This is a genomic window from Eoetvoesiella sp. (assembly GCF_035555955.1).
GTDB lineage: Bacteria > Pseudomonadota > Gammaproteobacteria > Burkholderiales > Burkholderiaceae_B > Eoetvoesia.
This window is the reverse complement of sequence record NZ_DATMGA010000034.1, coordinates 1-18,452: the sequence shown is the minus strand read 5'-3', so window position 1 is coordinate 18,452 and position 18,452 is coordinate 1. Positions and strand designations below refer to the sequence as shown.

General features: G+C 59.8%; 14 protein-coding genes and 1 tRNA gene. 7 read left to right on the top strand and 8 right to left on the bottom strand.

The genetic code is table 11. The annotated features are described in order from the left end of the window. Positions 1 to 2: 2 nt before the first annotated feature. Together VNT00_RS10000 and cadR are read right to left on the bottom strand one after the other, a co-directional pair. The gene (locus VNT00_RS10000) at positions 3 to 1,625 is read right to left on the bottom strand and encodes an ATP-binding SpoIIE family protein phosphatase (protein ID WP_325587006.1); all 1,623 of its coding nucleotides are present in this window, start codon (positions 1,623 to 1,625) and stop codon (positions 3 to 5) included. Positions 1,626 to 1,871: 246 nt separating this feature from the next. Next, positions 1,872 to 2,354 (bottom strand): Cd(II)/Pb(II)-responsive transcriptional regulator, encoded by a 483-nt coding sequence (gene cadR / locus VNT00_RS09995; protein ID WP_325587004.1) that lies wholly within the window; start codon positions 2,352 to 2,354, stop codon positions 1,872 to 1,874. Positions 2,355 to 2,435: 81 nt separating this feature from the next. Between cadR and VNT00_RS09990 the strand changes: the two genes are divergently transcribed. From VNT00_RS09990 to VNT00_RS09970, 5 genes are all read left to right on the top strand, one after another. Beyond that, entirely contained in the window at positions 2,436 to 4,694 is a 2,259-nt protein-coding gene (locus VNT00_RS09990) for a heavy metal translocating P-type ATPase (RefSeq protein ID WP_325587002.1), read from the top strand. A gap of 140 nt (positions 4,695 to 4,834) precedes the next feature. Further along, positions 4,835 to 5,110 (top strand): hypothetical protein, encoded by a 276-nt coding sequence (locus VNT00_RS09985; protein WP_325587000.1) that lies wholly within the window; start codon positions 4,835 to 4,837, stop codon positions 5,108 to 5,110. 309 nt (positions 5,111 to 5,419) lie between these two features. Beyond that, entirely contained in the window at positions 5,420 to 6,565 is a 1,146-nt protein-coding gene (locus VNT00_RS09980; protein WP_325586998.1) for a TolC family protein, read from the top strand. After that, positions 6,562 to 7,833, top strand: coding sequence for an efflux RND transporter periplasmic adaptor subunit (locus VNT00_RS09975; protein ID WP_325586996.1), 1,272 nt, complete (start codon positions 6,562 to 6,564; stop codon positions 7,831 to 7,833). The genes VNT00_RS09980 and VNT00_RS09975 overlap by 4 nt, the downstream gene beginning before the upstream one ends. Before the next feature lie 14 nt (positions 7,834 to 7,847). Beyond that, the gene (locus VNT00_RS09970) at positions 7,848 to 11,018 is read left to right on the top strand and encodes an efflux RND transporter permease subunit (RefSeq protein ID WP_325586994.1); all 3,171 of its coding nucleotides are present in this window, start codon (positions 7,848 to 7,850) and stop codon (positions 11,016 to 11,018) included. A 67-nt stretch (positions 11,019 to 11,085) separates the two neighbouring features. Here the strand turns inward: VNT00_RS09970 and VNT00_RS09965 are convergent. The 6 genes from VNT00_RS09965 to cysS form a co-directional block, all read right to left on the bottom strand. Then, positions 11,086 to 11,178: transfer RNA gene (locus tag VNT00_RS09965), tRNA-Ser, on the bottom strand. Positions 11,179 to 11,238: 60 nt separating this feature from the next. Then, positions 11,239 to 12,510: an aspartate kinase gene (locus VNT00_RS09960; protein ID WP_325586992.1), complete on the bottom strand. Its 1,272-nt coding sequence runs from the start codon at positions 12,508 to 12,510 to the stop codon at positions 11,239 to 11,241. Positions 12,511 to 12,559: 49 nt separating this feature from the next. Beyond that, entirely contained in the window at positions 12,560 to 13,648 is a 1,089-nt protein-coding gene (gene tilS, locus VNT00_RS09955; RefSeq protein WP_325586990.1) for a tRNA lysidine(34) synthetase TilS, read from the bottom strand. After that, positions 13,620 to 14,585 carry an acetyl-CoA carboxylase carboxyltransferase subunit alpha gene (locus VNT00_RS09950; protein WP_325586988.1) on the bottom strand — a complete coding sequence of 322 codons (966 nt, stop codon included), beginning with the start codon at positions 14,583 to 14,585 and terminating at the stop codon, positions 13,620 to 13,622. Before VNT00_RS09950 ends, tilS begins: the two co-directional genes overlap by 29 nt. Before the next feature lie 38 nt (positions 14,586 to 14,623). Further along, positions 14,624 to 15,268 carry a DNA-3-methyladenine glycosylase family protein gene (locus VNT00_RS09945; RefSeq protein ID WP_325586986.1) on the bottom strand — a complete coding sequence of 215 codons (645 nt, stop codon included), beginning with the start codon at positions 15,266 to 15,268 and terminating at the stop codon, positions 14,624 to 14,626. Between the two features lie 10 nt (positions 15,269 to 15,278). Next, complete coding sequence (gene cysS, locus VNT00_RS09940; RefSeq protein ID WP_325586984.1) at positions 15,279 to 16,727, bottom strand: cysteine--tRNA ligase; 1,449 nt, start codon at positions 16,725 to 16,727, stop codon at positions 15,279 to 15,281. A gap of 263 nt (positions 16,728 to 16,990) precedes the next feature. On the opposite strand from cysS, the gene VNT00_RS09935 reads away from it, so the two are divergent. Continuing rightward, entirely contained in the window at positions 16,991 to 17,632 is a 642-nt protein-coding gene (locus tag VNT00_RS09935; RefSeq protein ID WP_325586982.1) for a tetratricopeptide repeat protein, read from the top strand. Positions 17,633 to 17,809: 177 nt separating this feature from the next. Next, the gene (locus VNT00_RS09930; RefSeq protein WP_325586980.1) at positions 17,810 to 18,319 is read left to right on the top strand and encodes a peptidylprolyl isomerase; all 510 of its coding nucleotides are present in this window, start codon (positions 17,810 to 17,812) and stop codon (positions 18,317 to 18,319) included. Positions 18,320 to 18,452: the final 133 nt, after the last annotated feature.

Sequence of the window (18,452 nt, the reverse complement as noted above, 5' to 3'; positions counted from 1 at the left end):
GTTCACCTATCGTTTGTAACCGTGTTTTCAGGAGAAGGAGACGGCCCGCGCGCAAACCATAGCATGGTCAGGTTGCGTTCCTCCTCGCTGCAATAATCGAAGCCCTGGGCGAGGCTCAGCGTCAAGTAAACGCCCAGCCCGCCGATGGGCCGCTCTTCCACGCCGGCGGTCGTATCGGGCGACTCCAGCTGGCGCGGATCGAAGGGCCGCGCCTGGTCTTCGATGACCAGAGAGACCCGTTCGGGAGTGATTTCTACCTTCACACGGCAGTGATCGGCGCCCGCGTGGCTGCTGAGGTTGGTCAAGAGCTCGTCCAGCGCCAGCGCGACATGATGCGCCACCCGCGCCTCGACACCATGCTCGGGCAGCCGCTCGAGCAATTGATCCACCAGCTCGGACACCGCTTGCGGAGCGGGATCGAGTGAGTATTCCCATTGTAATTGCCCCGATTGCGGCGCCTCGGCCGACCGGCCCCACTGCACCAGCATGATCGCCACGTCGTCGGAAGGAGGAGCCCCCCCTTCGAACTCCCGCACCGTCGCCAGCAGCCCCGCGACCGTGGGCGCTTCCTGCATGGCGTCGGCCAACCAGTCCGCCACGCGCCCATCGCCGAACATGGTGCCATCGTCCGCGACGGCTTCGGTGACGCCGTCGGTCAATGACAGCAGGCAGTCGCCGGCTTGCAGGACAACGCTGTCGCTGGCGTAAACCGCACCTTCGAGCACGCCGAAAGGCACGCCCCCGGCATGCTCCAGCCGCTGCAGGCCTCCGTCGGCATGGCGCAGGAAGGACGGTACATGGCCGGCCCGCACGTAGCACAGCCGCCCGGTGGAAGTGTCCAGCGTGGCCAGCATCAGCGTCACGAAGATGCAGCTGGGGTTGTTGAAGGCGAGCACTTCATTGACCTCGGCCATGGCGAGCTCGGGCTCGGCAAACAGCTGCAGCGCATCGTGGCGCCCAGCCAGGCCGCGGAACAAGGCGCAGGTGCGCGCCATGACCAGCGCCGCTCCGGCGCCCTTGTCCGATACGTCGCCGAGTATCAGCACGTGCAGGTGTTCTCCCAGGGCGAAGTGATCGACCAGATCGCCCCCCACTTCCTTGGCCGGATCCAGCACCAGGTCTATGGACAATTCGCCAAAGGCGGTTTCCCGGCTTGCCGGCGGCGGCACCAGGGCCAGCTGCAGGGTGCGCGCGACCGCCAGCTCCGCCTGCTTGCGCTGCAGCTCCTGGCGCGTGTGGTCGCGCAGGAACTTCTTTTCGAGGCTGGAAAGAATGCGCGCGCGCAGCAGCGTGCTGTTGAAGGGCTTGAGCAGAAAATCCTCGGCGCCTTCCTTGATGCAGTTCGCGATGTCGTCGACCTCGCTGAGCGCCGAGATGACGATAACCGGAAGATCCTGTATGCGGCCTTGCGCATTGAGCCGCTGCAATACCTCGTAGCCGGTCATGATGGGCATCATGATGTCCAGCAGAACCAGGTCGAAATGCCCCGCGTCGAGTTTTTCCAGCGCCTGCTGCCCGTTCACGGCTTCGTCGGTCTGGGTGACGCCCAGCCGGGCCAGCCGGCGCACCAGAAGCTCGCGGTTCTCGGGCACGTCATCGACCACCAGCACACGTGCGTGTGCCACTGCGCCCTGCCCGGCTGCATGACGCCGTGGCCGGCTGTCAGTCTCGTTGGTCAACGATGGATCTCCTTCATGGAGTCGGTGGCGCGCCAAGGTGGCGCGGACATGTGCTGCAAGGCCCGCCGCGACCGAAGAACAACCAACATTGGCGCGGCTTCAAGGATACGAAAGTGTAATGCAGGAAATCTACATTTTGCAATACTGCGACACATGCAGCTTCAACCCCGCTGCAGCAGAAATAGTGAAAGACTACCGGCAGACAGAGTGGGCTTCCGCCCTGCAGTGGCTGCCGGCGACATGGCTAGGCGATGCAGATGGACTACGCCACGCGGCGTCGCCGGGATGTTCGAGCTCACGCAGAATACCGCAATCGCGTGTCGCCCTGGCCGCGTGGCATTGGCGGCGCAGTGCCGTCAGTTGGGCCTCCAACGCCTTTAATTCCGCCACTCGCGCCTGAACATGCTCAAGATGAGCATCGATCAACTCATTGATCGACTCGCAACTGGCGTCGGGTTCGGCGCGAGCCTGCAACAGCGCACGAATCTCGTCATGCGTCATATCCAGAGCCCGGCAGCGACGGATGAACGTCAGCCGCTCCAAATGGCTATGTTCGTAGCGCCGATAGTTGTTGGCTTCATCGCGCACGGCGGCGGGCAGAAGGCCCTCACGCTCGTAGTAGCGCACTGTCTCGACCAGACAGCCGGCCTGGCTGGCCAATTCACCGATTTTCATCTGTATCCTCTCTTTTACTTGACCCTATAGTGGCTACAGGGTGTTGAATATCAAGCATACGACGAAACAAGGAGTTCCGCCATGGCTGGCTGTCGCGACCACGATCACAACAAGAAACCCGAGCGCTGGGATGGCCATGCCGAGCATCTCCACGACCATGGACACGGTCATAAGCATGCTGGTGATGATTGCTGTACCCCGGCTCCCATGGCAGCAGGTGGTTTGACCGCACCGCAAGTGGTGGCGGAAGGCATCCTAACCTCAATGCGCATCATGCAAATGGACTGTCCCACCGAAGAAGCGATGATCCGCAAAAAACTAGACGGCATAGCGGCAGTCAAGCACATGGAATTCAATCTGATGCAACGTGTGCTGACCGTCGCACACACCCCCGGCACGCTCGAATTGATTCTGGAGGCGATACGCTCTCTCGGCCTCCAACCCGAACTGCCGAATGCCGACGGCCGGCTCACCGCTACCGAGGAGCCAACCAAGCCTTGGTGGCCATTGGCCCTGGCGGGTGTCTTCGCGATCGCATCGGAAACGGTGATCTGGATGGGCCTGCCGATGGGGCTGGCGGCAGTTCTCGGCATCCTGGCTGTGGCTTTCTCAGGCCTGACAACCTACAAGAAGGGGTGGTTAGCCATCCGTAATGGCAATCTGAACATCAACGCCCTGATGAGCATCGCCGTGACCGGTGCCCTGGCGCTAGGGCAGTGGCCGGAAGCGGCGATGGTGATGGTACTGTTTACCGTCGCCGAGTTGATCGAATCCAAATCACTTGACCGGGCGCGCAACGCAATCGAAGCGTTGATGAAACTGGCTCCGGAGACCGCCACTGTGCAGCAAGCGGACGGTTCCTGGTTGGAGATCGCGGCCAACACTGTGGCAGTGGGCAGCCTGATTCGAGTCAAGCCCGGCGAACGCATTGCTCTGGACGGCGAAATTATCCGGGGCAGTTCCAGCGTGAATCAGGCGCCGATCACCGGCGAGAGTCTGCCAGTGGATAAGGCCGAAGGCGATAGGGTCTTCGCCGCCACAATCAACGAATCCGGATCCTTCGAGTACCGGGTCACGGCGGCGGCCGGCAACACCACCCTTGCCCGCATTATCCACGCGGTCGAAGAAGCACAGGGCGCGAAAGCTCCAACGCAACGGTTCATTGATCGGTTTGCCCGAGTCTATACACCGATCGTATTCGCTTTGGCGCTCGCCGTTGCCGTGCTGCCGCCGTTGTTGATGGGTGACGCCTGGCACGCCTGGATCTACAAAGCCCTAGTGCTGCTGGTGATTGCCTGCCCATGCGCATTGGTAATCTCGACCCCGGTGACCATCGTCAGCGGATTGGCCGCCGCCGCCCGCCACGGCATCCTTATCAAGGGCGGTACCTATCTGGAAGAAGGCCGCAAGCTGGCGTGGCTGGCGCTCGACAAGACCGGAACTATTACCCACGGCAAACCGCAACAGACCGATTTCGAGCCGCAAGCGGGCATAGATGCGAAACGCTGCCGACAACTGGCAGCCAGCCTTGCCTCCCGCTCCGACCACCCAGTGTCGCAAGCCATTGCCCGAGCGGCCGGTGACGAAGCGGGTGCACCGGAGCCGGTTGATGCATTCCAGGCACTTGCCGGTCGAGGCGTACGCGGAATGATCGATGGCAAGCCATATTGGCTAGGTAACCATCGTCTGATCCATGAACTGGGCCGCTGTTCCGCATCGCTCGAAGTACGTCTAGATCAGCTGGAACACCAAGGCAAGACCGTGGTGGCACTGATTGATGAAAAGCAGGTACAGGCCCTGTTCTCGGTCGCCGATACCGTGAAGGACAGCAGCCGCGCGGCGATCGCCGATTTGCATCAGCTAGGTGTCAAAACCGTGATGTTGACCGGCGACAACTCGCATGCTGCTGAAACCATCGCCCGGGAAGTCGGCATCGACCAAGTTCACGGGAACCTGTTGCCCGAGGACAAGCTGAAGGCTGTGGAAGGACTCGAGGCCAAAGGGGCAGCGGGCATGGTCGGCGACGGTATCAACGACGCACCAGCGCTCGCCCGCGCCAGTATCGGCTTTGCCATGGGCGCGATGGGCACCGACACCGCCATCGAGACAGCCGACGTCGCTTTGATGGACGACGATCTGCGCAAAATTCCGACCTTCATCCGCCTATCTCAAGCCACACGCTCGGCACTGATCCAGAACATCAGTCTGGCATTGGGTATCAAGGTGGTGTTCCTGGTGCTCACTTTGATCGGTCTGGGCACCATGTGGATGGCGGTGTTCGCCGATGTCGGTGCGAGTCTGTTGGTGGTCAGCAATGGATTAAGGCTGTTGCGGACGTGAGTATCCCGGACCGCCAATTTTGGCGGATAAGTCCAGGCGCTATTGGGTCATCGTATATAATCCGCCCCTGAATGAAAAAGATCGTGCTCCTCCTTCTTCTTGTGCTTATGCCGCTCCAGGCTTCCTGGGGGATAGTGAGCATGTATGTAGTTCAAACGCACGAAGCCTGCCTGCATCCCTGCTCCGAGGCTCAAGAAACCCAGGTCACGGACAACAGCAACGATATCGCCGGCGCCGAAAGCGCTCACCATGAAGATAGTTTTTGCGGGCTGCATGCATTGTCCATCGTTGACAGCTTTCCCCTGTGTACTCTCTCTTTTTCATCATCCTCCATTTCCCCGATCTACAAACGGCAGTTCGTTCCACAGGCTGTCGTCGACAGGCCCGAACGGCCTAAATGGATAGCGTCAGCCTAAGCGGCGCGACGCAATAAATCTTCCATCCGCGTCGTTCCGCCACCGCTGCAGTGGCCGGGATGAGCAACATGACATCTCATTAGCACCGAACCGCTTACGCTATTTGCGTTCATAGGCGGCATCGTTGCTGCGTTCTCTCGGCACTGCCCAAGACTCAAACACGCCAATAGGCAATCTTGGAGCAATTCCATGCGCAGTGCATCAATACTAATCGGAGCCGCCCTGGCTATGTGGGGCTTGGCATCGGCCCAGCCCCTGCCTTCCGATCAAGCAGCAGTTCCGACGATACGGCTCGAGCCAGTCACATCCTTGACTCTAGACGAAGCCCTAAAGCTTGTCCTGAACACCAACTATTCACTCTCTTCCGCTCGTTACGCTGCAAGCTCTTCGGAAGGTCTCGTCCTTCAGGCGCAAACAAGGCCGAACCCGATACTAAGCGTCGAACTGGAGGATACCTCCCGCAGGGCTACACGCAGCACCACAACGACACTGAGCCTTCCCATAGAGTTGGGAGGCAAGCGCGACGCGCGCATAGCCGAAGCCAAACTCGCTCGCGACAGAATCCATCAAAAGAAGGAACAGATCCATGCGGACGTCCGAGCGCAGACTATGGTTGCCTTTTTCGACGTATTGATCGCCCAGGAAAGAGTAGCGCTATCAACAAGGACAGTGAAGATTGCCCGCGATGCTTACCGCATTGCCGACAAGCGGGTCGAGGCAGGCAAAGTACCGCCGCTTGACGCGGACAAGGCGCAGGTTGCTGTGGCCAATGCCGAACTGGAAGCGGCCTTGGCGGCTAATTCGCTGGAGTCGGCGCGCCGCAGTCTATCCATGTTGTGGGGCAACCCGTCACCGCAATTTACAAAAGTCGATGCAAAAATTTCAACGCCATTGGATCGTCCCATTCTGGACGATCTGAGTACCGCGTTGGAAAAATCCCCTGCTGTACAAGCCGCTCGGCTTGAACTGGAGCGAAGCCGAGCTCAAATCCAAGTAGAACGCAGCAAACGCTATCCCAACATCGAGGTCAGCGCCGGAGTTATTCGAAACAACGAACTAGGGCGCAATCAGGTGATGTTGGGCGTGTCGATTCCCCTGCCCTTTTTCGACCGAAACCAGGGAAACATCTATGAAGCCTCAATGCTCGCATATAAGACCCGGGACGAGTATCTGGATTTGAAGACTCGCCTGCAAGTGCAACTGCAGCAAACAGCCAGTGAGTTCGACATCGCCAAGAATTCCGCACTACGTCTCGAATCCCAGATCATGCCCAGTGCCAACTTGGCATTCGAACGAGCCCGAAGGGGATTCGAGGCCGGAAAGTTCAGCTTTATTGAAGTGCTGGATGCACAGCGAACCTTGTTTCAGGCTCGCGCCCGACATCTTTCGGCATTGTCGGACGCCTATCAAGCGCTTGCACAGATAGATCGTATTCTCGGACGGAATTCATTATGAAAAACACACCAAATAAGACAGCCCGGAATCTCCCTACCAGGCAGTCTGTTCTGATCGCCATCATCATCCTCGTCGGTGCACTGCTGGGCACCTTGATTCTTAAGGGCAACGCCTCAGAAAGCGCGGGATCCGGGCATGATGAGCCAAATCAGACCTCGAAATCCAAGGAATCCGAAGCTGCAACGTTCGGACATGCTGACGAAGGTGAAGAAACACATGAGGATAAAGAACAGCACGAACGCGAAGCAGCCTTCACCGACGCACAAATCGACGCAGCAGAAATCACGATGGCTACGGCGGGTCCTGCACGCATTCGGGATGCGATTCAACTGCCAGGCGAGATTGTCTTTAACGCAAACCGCACTGCGCAGTTGGTGCCGCGTTTGTCCGGTGTCGTCCAGGCGGTAGAGGGGAAGCTGGGTCAAGAGGTCAGACAAGGCGACGTATTGGCTGTGATAGCGAGCCCGGAATTATCGGAGCGGCGCAGCACCCTGACGGCGGCGCGAAGACGTATGGCCCTGGCTCGCACTACGTATGATCGCGAGCGGCTGTTATGGAAAGAAAAAATTTCCGCCAAGCAGGACTACCTTCAGGCTCGCCAGCAGTTGGAAGAAACGCAAATTGCTGTTGCCGATGCCCTCGAACAACTTCAGGCACTGGGAGCGGACGCCGGCAAACCGGGGAGTTTCAACCGTCTTGAAGTGCGGGCGCCTTTTGACGGCATGATTGTCGAAAAAAGCCTTGCACTTGGAGAAACTGTCGCCGCCGATGCGCCCATCTTCAAAATTTCTGATCTTTCAACAGTATGGGTGGACATTATCGTTCCAGCCGAAGCGCTGGGTGCCGTACGCGTGGGCAGCAATGCAACCGTAAGCGTTACCGCCTTTGACTCACAGACGGAGGGAACTGTTTCCTACGTCAGCTCCTTGCTGGGCCAACAGAACCGGGCCGCCACCGCTCGGATCACCCTGAGCAACCCCGATGGAGCCTGGAGACCGGGCCTCTTCGTCAATGTTCAGGTTTTTTCCCCGGAGATGAATGTCCCGGTAGCCATCGAGCCTGCGGCTATCCATTCCCTGGAGAAAGAAACCGTCGTGTTCGTCAGACGCGGGAGCGGGTTTGTTGCCCAGCCCGTGATCACGGGCCGACGCGATGCCAAAGCTGTGGAGGTACTCCAGGGGCTGGAGGCGGGTGCACGCTACGCCACAAACAACAGTTTTGTCATCAAATCCGAGTTAGGCAAGAGTAGCGCCTCGCATAGCCACTGAAAAAAGGAAGAATCGTGTTTGAACGCATTATTCGCTTTTCCATCGAACAACGATGGCTAGTCATATTGGCAGTGCTGGGAATGGCCGCACTGGGTACCTTCAACTACCAGCGCCTTCCCATCGACGCCGTGCCCGACATTACCAACGTGCAGGTACAAATCAACTCTGCTGCCTCAGGCTACTCTCCTCTGGAAGTCGAGCAACGTGTCACTTATCCGCTCGAAACCGTCATGGCCGGAATCCCGAAGCTGAAACAGACCCGATCGCTATCGCGCTATGGACTCTCCCAAATCACCGTGATCTTCGAAGAAGGTACGGACATCTATTTTGCCCGCCAACTGGTGAACGAACGGCTACAAGGCGCCAAAGATCAACTTCCCGCTGGCATCACGCCCACATTGGGCCCAATCTCCACAGGACTGGGAGAGATCTACTTCTGGACGGTGGAGGCGGAAGAAGGTGCACTGAAACCGGACGGAACGCCTTATACGTCGACGGATCTGCGAGAAATCCAGGATTGGATCATCAAACCTCAATTGCGCAATGTGCCTGGTGTGACGGAGATCAACACGATCGGCGGATACGCCAAAGAGTATCTGATAGCCCCTGATCCGGTGAAGTTGCGCTCTTACGGATTCACCCTGCAAGACCTGCTCGACGCCGTCGAGCGAAATAACAGCAACGTCGGAGCTGGCTACATCGAGCACCATGGCGAGCAGTCGCTGGTGCGCGTGCCGGGCCAGATGCAGTCCATGCAGCAGATCGGCCAGATTCTCATCGCAAACGTTCAGGGCGCGCCGGTACGCATACAGGATGTAGCCCAGGTCAATATCGGGAAAGAATTGCGCACGGGCGCAGCCACCGAAAGCGGCCGCGAAGTAGTACTAGGCACGGCATTCATGCTCTTGGGGGAAAACAGCCGCAATGTCTCGCATGCCGTAGATAAGAAAATGCAGTCAATCAACCGCACACTACCCGAAGGCGTGCACGCGGTTACCGTGTACGACCGCACTGTGCTGGTGGACAAGGCCATTGCCACGGTTCAGAAGAATCTACTCGAAGGAGCGGTTCTGGTCATCGTGGTGCTATTTCTTTTTCTGGGAAATATCCGTGCCGCAGTGCTGACTGCCTTGGTCATCCCCTTGGCCATGTTGTTCACCTTTACAGGTATGGTCTCGGGCAAGGTCAGCGCCAATCTGATGAGTCTGGGCGCCTTGGATTTCGGCATTATCATCGATGGCGCTGTAGTCATCGTCGAAAACTGCATCCGGCGCCTTGCCCATACTCAGGCCCGCCTAGGAAGATCGTTGGTCTTGTCCGAAAGGCTGCACCAGGTGTTTGCTGCCTCAAAAGAAGTACGCAGGCCGCTGCTTTTCGGGCAGCTCATCATTATGATCGTGTATCTGCCTATATTCGCCCTGAGCGGTGTAGAAGGAAAAATGTTCACGCCCATGGCCTTCACCGTGGTGACGGCATTGCTAGGGGCCATGATCCTGTCCATTACCTTCGTGCCCGCGGCGGTCGCCCTATTCATCGGTAAGCGCGTCACCGAAAAAGAGGGTATTTTCATTCGAGCGGCCAAGAGGATGTATCAACCCATGTTGAGCTTGGCCATGGCCAACAAGGCTGTGGTGCTTACATTTGCCGTGGTGACCGTTGTGCTGTCGGGACTGATCGCCTCACGTATGGGCAGCGAGTTCATCCCCAGCCTGAACGAAGGCGACTTTGCCGTCCAGGCCATGCGGGCGCCCGCCACCAGCCTGACCCAATCGGTCGAAATGCAAAAGCAACTCGAGCGTAAGCTGTTAACCGAGTTTCCCCAAATAGAGCGCATATTCGCCCGCACCGGGACGGCGGAAGTAGCCTCCGACGCCATGCCACCCAATATCTCGGATGGATACGTCATGCTCAAGCCTCAGACTCAATGGCCCGACCCCGACCTACCTCGAGACGAGCTGATAGGCCAGGTCCAGTCCTCGGCCGCCCAACTGCCCGGCAACGTCTACGAATTCTCCCAACCGATCGAATTGCGCTTCAACGAACTAATCTCCGGCGTGCGTTCGGACGTAGCGATCAAGATATTTGGCGATGATATGGAGGTATTGAATTCGACGGCGACACAAATTATGCAAGTACTGGAGCAGGTACCGGGCGCATCGGGCGTCAATATCGAACAGACGACGGGACTGCCTGTGCTCACTATTTCCATCGACCGTTCCGGGGCCGCGCGCTACGGACTCTCACTTCAAGCGGTACAAGATGCCGTAGCCATAGCCGTTGGTGGACGTGAGGCCGGAACGTTGTTTCAAGGCGATCGGCGTTTCAGCATAGTCGTGCGTTTGCCCGACGACTTGCGTAGCAATGTGGAGACCATCAAACAATTACCCATCGCCCTGCCCGCCGGCGCAGGAGGTGTTATCAACCAGATTCCTCTTGGCTCGATCGCGTCACTGGAGACTGCCGCCGGGCCGAACCAGTTCAGCCGCGAGAACGGCAAACGCCGAGTGGTGGTCACCTCCAATGTGCGTGGACGCGACATCGGATCGTTCGTCGCCCAGGCACAAGAGCGCGTCCAAAGCCAGGTGCAAGTGCCGGCGGGGTACTGGGTCGAATGGGGAGGAACGTTCGAACAGCTCCAATCGGCCGCGCTACGCCTGCAGATTGTGGTGCCTGTTGCTCTGCTGCTCGTATTCATTTTGCTCTTCATGATGTTTAACAACATCAAAGATGGCCTACTGGTGTTTACTGGTATTCCGTTCGCGCTCACTGGCGGCATTGTGGCACTCTGGATACGCGGCATTCCTTTATCCATCTCGGCCGCAGTGGGATTCATCGCACTGTCGGGGGTAGCCGTGCTGAATGGGCTGGTGATGCTATCTTTTATCCGCGACTTGAGAGAAGAAGGCCTGTCGCTCGACGCGGCGATCCGTCAGGGCGCACTGACTCGCCTGCGGCCCGTGTTGATGACCGCGCTAGTCGCTTCGCTGGGCTTTGTGCCAATGGCTCTGAATATAGGTACTGGAGCCGAGGTTCAGCGTCCACTGGCCACGGTAGTAATCGGAGGCATTATCTCGTCTACCATTCTGACCTTGCTGGTGTTGCCGATTTTGTATCACCTGAGCCACCGTCGCGACGCTACACGGGAAGCTGAAGAGCCTCTATCTCGCGGCTCTTTACATCATTAACTGAGCAGTGCCTGCGCAAGCAAGCCAAAAAAAAGCCCTGTAAAAACAGGGCTTTTTTTATTTCATTTGGCGGAGACGGAGGGATTCGAACCCTCGATGCGGGTATAAGCCGCATGCTCCCTTAGCAGGGGAGTACCTTCAACCTCTCGGCCACGTCTCCGAACAAGTCCGCTATTCTAGCACAAGAATATTGCGCGCAAAGAGCGGTTTACGCGGTGGCTCAGGCCTTGGCCGCCTCGGCGGGATCCTGATCGAGGCCGAACGCCTTGTGCAGGGCGCGCACGGCCAGTTCCATGTACTTGTCGTTCAGAACCACCGACGTCTTGATTTCGCTGGTGCTGATCATCTGGATGTTGATGCCCTCTTCGCTAAGAGTGCGGAACATCAGGCTGGCTACCCCGACATGGCTGCGCATGCCGATGCCCACGATGGAGACCTTGCACACTTTTTCGTCGGAGCGGATTTCACGGGCGCCGACGGCCGGCCCCACCTGGCTCTTCAGGAGGTCGAGCGTGCGGGCGAAGTCGTTGCGGTTGACCGTGAAGGAGAAGTCGGTCGTGCCCTCGACGGACACGTTCTGCACGATCATGTCGACGTCGATGTTGGCGGCGGCGACAGGCCCCAGGATCGAAAAGGCGACGCCCGGCTTGTCCGGAACGGCGAGCAACGTGATTTTGGCTTCGTCACGGCTGAAGGCGATGCCCGAAACGACGGCGGCTTCCATTTTTTGGTCTTCCTCGAAAGTAATTAAAGTACCCGACACCATTTCCTCTTCGAGCGGTATCAGGGGGTCGGTAAGCGAGGACAGCACGCGTACCGGCACATGGTATTTTCCGGCGAACTCGACGGAGCGGATTTGCAGGACCTTCGAACCCAGCGAGGCCATTTCGAGCATTTCCTCGAACGACACCACCGACATGCGGCGGGCTTCCGGCACGACGCGCGGATCGGTCGTGTAGACGCCGTCGACGTCGGTGTAGATGAGGCATTCATCGGCCTTCATGGCGGTGGCCACGGCAACGGCCGAGGTATCGGAACCGCCGCGGCCCAGCGTGGTGATGTTGCCGTTTTCGTCGATGCCCTGGAAGCCGGTCACGATGACAACGCGGCCCAGGTCGAGATCGGTGCGGATGCGCGCGTCGTCGATGGATTTGATGCGGGCCTTGGTGTAGGCCGAATCGGTCGTAACAGGCACTTGCCAGCCCGTGTAGCTGCGCGCGGGAACGCCCTGCGCCATCAAGGCCATGGCCAGCAAGGCGCTGCTGGCCTGTTCGCCAGTCGCCGCCAGCATGTCCAGTTCGCGGCCGTCGGGCTGGGCGCTGATTTCTTTGGCCAGGCCCAAAAGACGGTTGGTTTCGCCCGACATGGCGGACGGAACCACGACTACCTGGTGGCCTGCGGCATGCCACTTGGCTACGCGGCGCGCAACATTCTGGATGCGCTCGACCGAGCCCATGGACGTGCCGCCGTATTTGTGAACGATCAGGGACATCTTTTACTCTGCATTAAAGGGAAATTGCCATTATTTGGCAGGCAAAACGTTATATTCTAGCTGTTTTAGGGAATCTTGTTTTAGGGCCTGGCAGCTCGTCGACCAATTGCACCCGGCCATTGCGGCAGCACACAAAAACATCGCCGTGCTTGACCCGCATCTGGCGATCGTGCCCCAAGGCGTGCAAGCCGCGCAACTGGCGCATCATGTCGCTCAGCCGCGCCTCGGTCGGCATGCGCAAGCCCGCCAGCGACAGCCAATAGCGCAAAGCCAGGGCCTGGCGCGCCGGCGAAAGGCCCCGCCAGGCCTTCAGGGAAAAACTGCGCGCATCGGCAGACGGCTCCAGCCGCTGGAAATCCTCCCCGGCAACCTCATCCAGCACTTGCGCCAACTCGCCGCTCAAGCGGGCATGGCGCGAAAGATTGCCGCGCCAGCCGGGCCAGCGCGCATCCAGCTCGGGAACGAGGCGTTCGCGCACCGCCGCCCGGGTGTATTTATCGTCGGCATTGGTGGGGTCTTGCACCGCCTGCCAGCCTGTCGTCTCGCAAAAGCCTTCCGCTTGTTGCAGGATAAGGCTGCGCTCGATGTCCAGCCAGGGACGCAGGTATACCAGCCCGTCCCGCACTGTAGCGGGCGCCATGGCCGCCAAGCCAGTTGGCCCGGCGCCGCGCAGCAGCCTCAGCAAAACCGTTTCGGCCTGATCGTTGCGGTGATGGGCCAGCAGAACATGCCGCGCGCCCACCGCGCCGGCCAGGTCGGCCAGCCCGCGATACCTGGCCTCGCGCGCCGCCGCCTCCATGCCGTCACGCCCCGTGCTCCCGACTTCGACCCGCAGGCTATGGCAGGGCACGCACAACTGCCGGGCCAGGTCGTGCGCATGCGCCTGCCATTGGTCGGCCAGGGGCTGAAGGCCATGGTGGATATGAAGGCAATGCAGGGGCAAGCCGCGCCGCTGGGCGTAGATGGCGGCATGCACCGCCATCATGGCCGAGTCGGCCCCGCCGCTGAGCGCGACCGCCAGAACGGATGGCGGCCGCTCGAGCGCGGCCACCGATCGGCCAATGGCCTGGGTCAGCTCGGCCGACCCGGGCCATTGGCCGGAAAACAGGTTAAGCACGAACCTCTTGGAATCGGCCATACGACATCAAACGCTGCAGACGCTGTTCAAGCAACTGCTCGGTGCTCATGCCCGAAACCTGCCGCAATGCGTCGGACAGGGCCCGGCCCAGTTGGCGCGCCATGGTGACCGGGTCGCGGTGCGCGCCGCCGACCGGTTCGTTGACGATGCGGTCGATCAGCTCGAGTTCTTTGAGCCGCGGCGCGGTAATGGCCAGGGCCTCTGCCGCGGCGGGCGCCTTGTCGGCGCTGCGCCATAGGATGGAGGCGCAGCCCTCGGGCGAAATGACGGCATACGTGGAATACTGCAGCATCATGACCACGTCGCCCACCGCGATGGCCAAGGCCCCGCCTGAACCGCCCTCGCCGATGATGGTGGAAATAATGGGCACCTTCAACTCGGCCATGGCATACAGATTGTGGCCGATGGCTTCGGACTGGCCGCGCTCTTCGGCCCCGACGCCCGGGTAGGCTCCCGGGGTGTCGACGAACGTAAACACCGGCATCCCGAATTTTTCCGCCAGGCGCATCAGGCGCAAAGCCTTGCGATAGCCTTCGGGCCGGGGCATGCCGAAATTGCGCATGGCGCGCTCTTTGGTGTCGCGCCCCTTTTGGTGGCCGATGACCATGCACGGCATGCCATTGAAGCGCGCCATGCCGCCCACGATCGACAGGTCGTCGGCATACATGCGGTCGCCATGCAGCTCGTGGAAGTCGGTAAAGATCTCTCGTACGTAATCCAGTGTGTATGGCCGCTGCGGATGGCGCGCCACCAGCGCGGTTTGCCACGGCGTGAGCTTGGCGTAGATATTCTTGGCCAAGGTCTGGCTTTTTTGCTGCAGGCGGCTTACTTCGTCTGAAATATCAACCGCGGAATCGGCCTGCACAAAGCGCAGTTGTTCGATCTTGTTTTCAAGCTCGGCCAACGGTTGTTCGAATTCGAGGAAGGTATTACGCATAAGAGTGCTTGTTTTTCCAAAAAATGGGGGTCGCGCCGTCAGTTCCGGCCGGCCAGCGTATCCAGGCTGCGCCATAGATACCAAGTGGCCACCGTACGCCATGGCGCCCAGGCCTGGGCCACTTCACGGGCTTCGAAACGCGAAACGGGTTCACCGCTGAAGTAGTGTAACGAAATTGCCTTCAAAAGGCCGACATCGTCCAGCGGCAGAACATCGGGACGCCGCAAGCTGAAGATCAGAAACATTTCGGCCGTCCAGCGCCCGATGCCGCGAATAGCGCATAAATCGGTCACGACGGCCTCGTCATCCATATTGGCCCAGGCTGCCGGACGCACCTTCTTTTCGGCGAAATGCGAAGCCAGATCCAGGACGTACTCGACCTTGCGCTTGGAAAGCCCCGCCGCGCGCAGCTCGTCGCCGGGCACGTTCAGCACCGCTCCGGGCGTGGGCCGGCGTCCGCACTTTTCGGTAAACCGCAGCCACATGGCTTCCGCCGACGCCACGCTGACTTGCTGGCCGATGATGGCGCGGGCCAGCGTCATGAACGGCGTGGCCGAAACACGCAGACATTCGGAGGCGTGCAGGGGAATGAGTTTCTTGAGTATGCGGTCGCGCCGCATCAGCTGCGCGGAGGCCTCGTCCCAGAAATGGGGCTTGTCGTCGGCGGTGATGATTTCGCTCATGACCCCGCCCCTACGCCCGTCGCCATTGCGTTGCACCGCCCGGCTTGTCCTCGAGCTCGACGCCGGCATCGCGCAATTCGGCGCGGATGCCGTCGGCACGGGCAAAGTCGCGCGCCTTCTTGGCTTCGGCCCGCTCGGCGATCAGGGCCAGGATGGCCTCTTCCGACAGGCTTTCGGCCGGCGCCTCCAGCCCCAGATAGCGGCTGGCAGATTGCAGGTAGCGGACGGGGTCGGTTTGCAGCAGCCCCAACACACCCCCGAGCGCCTTCAACAGGCCCGAGGTATGCGCCGACGACGTGCGGTTGGCCTGGGACGACAGCTCGAACAGCACGGCAACCGCTTCTGGAGTATTGAAATCGTCGTCCATGGCGTTGCGAAAAGCCTGTGCGTCGGCTTGCGTCCAATCGATTTCGACCTGGGCGGCGGGCACATTGTGCAAGGTGTGGTACAGGCGGTCCAACGCGTTCTGCGCGTCGCGCAGATTGTCGGGGGTGTAATTCTGAATGCTGCGGTAGTGGTTGCGCACGATGAAGAACCGCAGCATCTCGGCTTCGCGCGGATTGGCCTGGTAGTCGGCGGAATCGGCCGACAGCGACGACGGCACGGCCACGGTTTCCCGGATGGTGCGGAAATTTCCCAGCGACTTGGACATTTTGTCGGCATCGACCATCAACGGGCCGCAGTGCATCCAGACGTTGGCCAGCTTTCCGCCGAACGCCCCTTCGGTTTGCGCGATTTCGTTTTCGTGGTGCGGGAATTTAAGGTCGGGGCCGCCGCCGTGGATATCCAGCGGCAATCCCAACAGGGATCGGCTCATGGCCGAGCACTCGATATGCCAGCCGGGCCGGCCCAGGCCATAGGGGGATTCCCATTTGGATTCGGGCGGCTCGTCGGCCTTGGCCGCCTTCCACAGCACGAAATCCAGCGGATCGCGCTTGCCCGAGGCAACCGCCACGCGCTCGCCGGCGCGCAGGTCGTCCAGCGACTTGCCCGACAGCTTGCCGTACCCCTCGAAGCCGCGCACCGCATAATTGACGTCGCCGTCTTCCGACTGGTAGGCCAGGCCTTTTTCTTCCAGCCGCTTGATGATGCCGAGCATTTCGCCTACGTGCTCGGTGGCCCGGGGTTCGAAATCGGGGGGCTCTACGTTCAAGGCCCGCTCGTCCGCGTGCATGGCATCGATGAAGAACGACGTGACATCGCCGAGCTTGCTGTTCGACTGCACCGCGCGGCGAATGATTTTGTCGTCGATGTCGGTAATATTGCGCACATAACTGACCCGATAGCCCGCCACCCTCAGCCAGCGCTGCACGACGTCGAAGCCCACCAGCATGCGCGCATGGCCCAAATGGCAGAAATCGTAAACCGTCATCCCGCACACATACATGCGGACGCGTCCAGGCTCGGTCGGCGTGAACGGCTCTTTGGTGCGGGACAAGGTGTTATAAATGTGCAGCATGTGCAATGAAAATTCTCTTTGTATCCATGATCTTGTACCAAAACCAGCCTGGCTTCGGGGCCCTGGCGGCCCCTTTCCAAATCGAACCAAGGCTAAAATGGTGGTCGATCAGTATAGCAAGCGGGCGGAAAAAATAGCGCCGTGCGGCTAAACTTAACCATTGCCTGAATGAATTTCCCGGCGTGCTCCGCCATGCCGATGCGCAATTCATGCGGCCATGTTCCGGGGATACCCTTTACCTCTTACAGATAAGGTACAAACCTGTGCTTCGAAACTTCTTCAGCCCGCTTCTGGCCTTGGCATTGCTGGCTGGCGGCATGGCGGCCCCGGCCGCCTACGGACAGGACAAGCTGTTCAACGACCCGCCCAAGCAGGATGGCGGCTGGCAGGGCCTGGCCGACGTGCTCGAGGCCCTCGCCCCGTCTGCCGACACCTCCATACCGCTTACACCTTCGCAAATCACCGACCGCATTTCGGGCATGATCAGCCAGGGCAGGTACCAGGAAGCCCTGGACATCATCGAAAAACGCGACGCCCAACGCGAGGCCGAAGGCGCCATCGGCACCGACGTCCAACTGCTGTTCCTGAAAGGGCGCGCCCTGGCGGGGCTGAACCGCCACGACGACGCTATCGCGGTCTATCACAACATGACCGTGCAGTACCCCGAGTTGCCGGAACCCTGGAACAACCTGGCGGCCGAATACATCAAGCAGGGCAAGCTTGACATGGCCCGCGACGCCCTGAGCATGGCGCTTACCGCCGACCCCAATTATGCTACGGCCAAGGCCAATATGGGCGAGGTGCAACTGATGCTGGCCAAGCAGTCGTTCGACCGGGCCGCGGCGCTGGGCATAGCCGGCGCGCGCGACAAGGCCGCAAAAACCCAAGCCATCCTGCAAAAGTAGACCATGCCCGCCCTTTCAACGCCATCCACACCCAATTCATACATGCTTTCATTCATATCCCGCGTATCGAGCCAATTGGCACGCACACTTGGCCTGCTTTGCGCCGCCCTGCTGGTTTTCAGCCTTGGCAGCGCGGCCCAGGCAGCTTCTTCATCCACCATACAAGGTAACCCTGCAATGAGCACAAATCCTCACGTCAAGCTTCAGACCAACTTTGGCGACATGGTCATCGAACTCTATCAAGAAAAAGCGCCCAAAACCGTCGCGAATTTCCTGAAGTACACGCAGGAAGGCTTTTACGACGGCACCATTTTCCACCGCGTCATCAATAACTTCATGATCCAGGGCGGCGGTTTCGAAGCCGACATGAAGCAAAAGCCCACCCACGACCCCATCGAGAACGAAGCCAATAACGGCCTCAAGAACGACAAGTACACGCTTGCCATGGCCCGCACCAGCGATCCGCATTCGGCCACGGCCCAATTCTTCATCAACGTCGCCGACAACGACTTCCTGAACTTCACCGCCCCCACCTCCAACGGCTGGGGCTATGCCGTCTTCGGCAAAGTCATTGAAGGCACCGACGTGGTCGACAAGATCAAGGCCGTCAAGACCGGCAACAAAGGCTTTCACCAAGACGTGCCCGTAGAAGCCGTCGTCATCGAAAAAGCCACGGTCGTTGAATAACATTTCGTTGCCGGGCACCGTCTGGCTGGCCTCCGATATCCATCTGGGGCCCCAGGTTCCCGCCACCCAGGCCGCGTTTCACGACTTCCTGGACATGGCCGGCCGCCAGGCCGATGCCTTGGTGCTGTGCGGC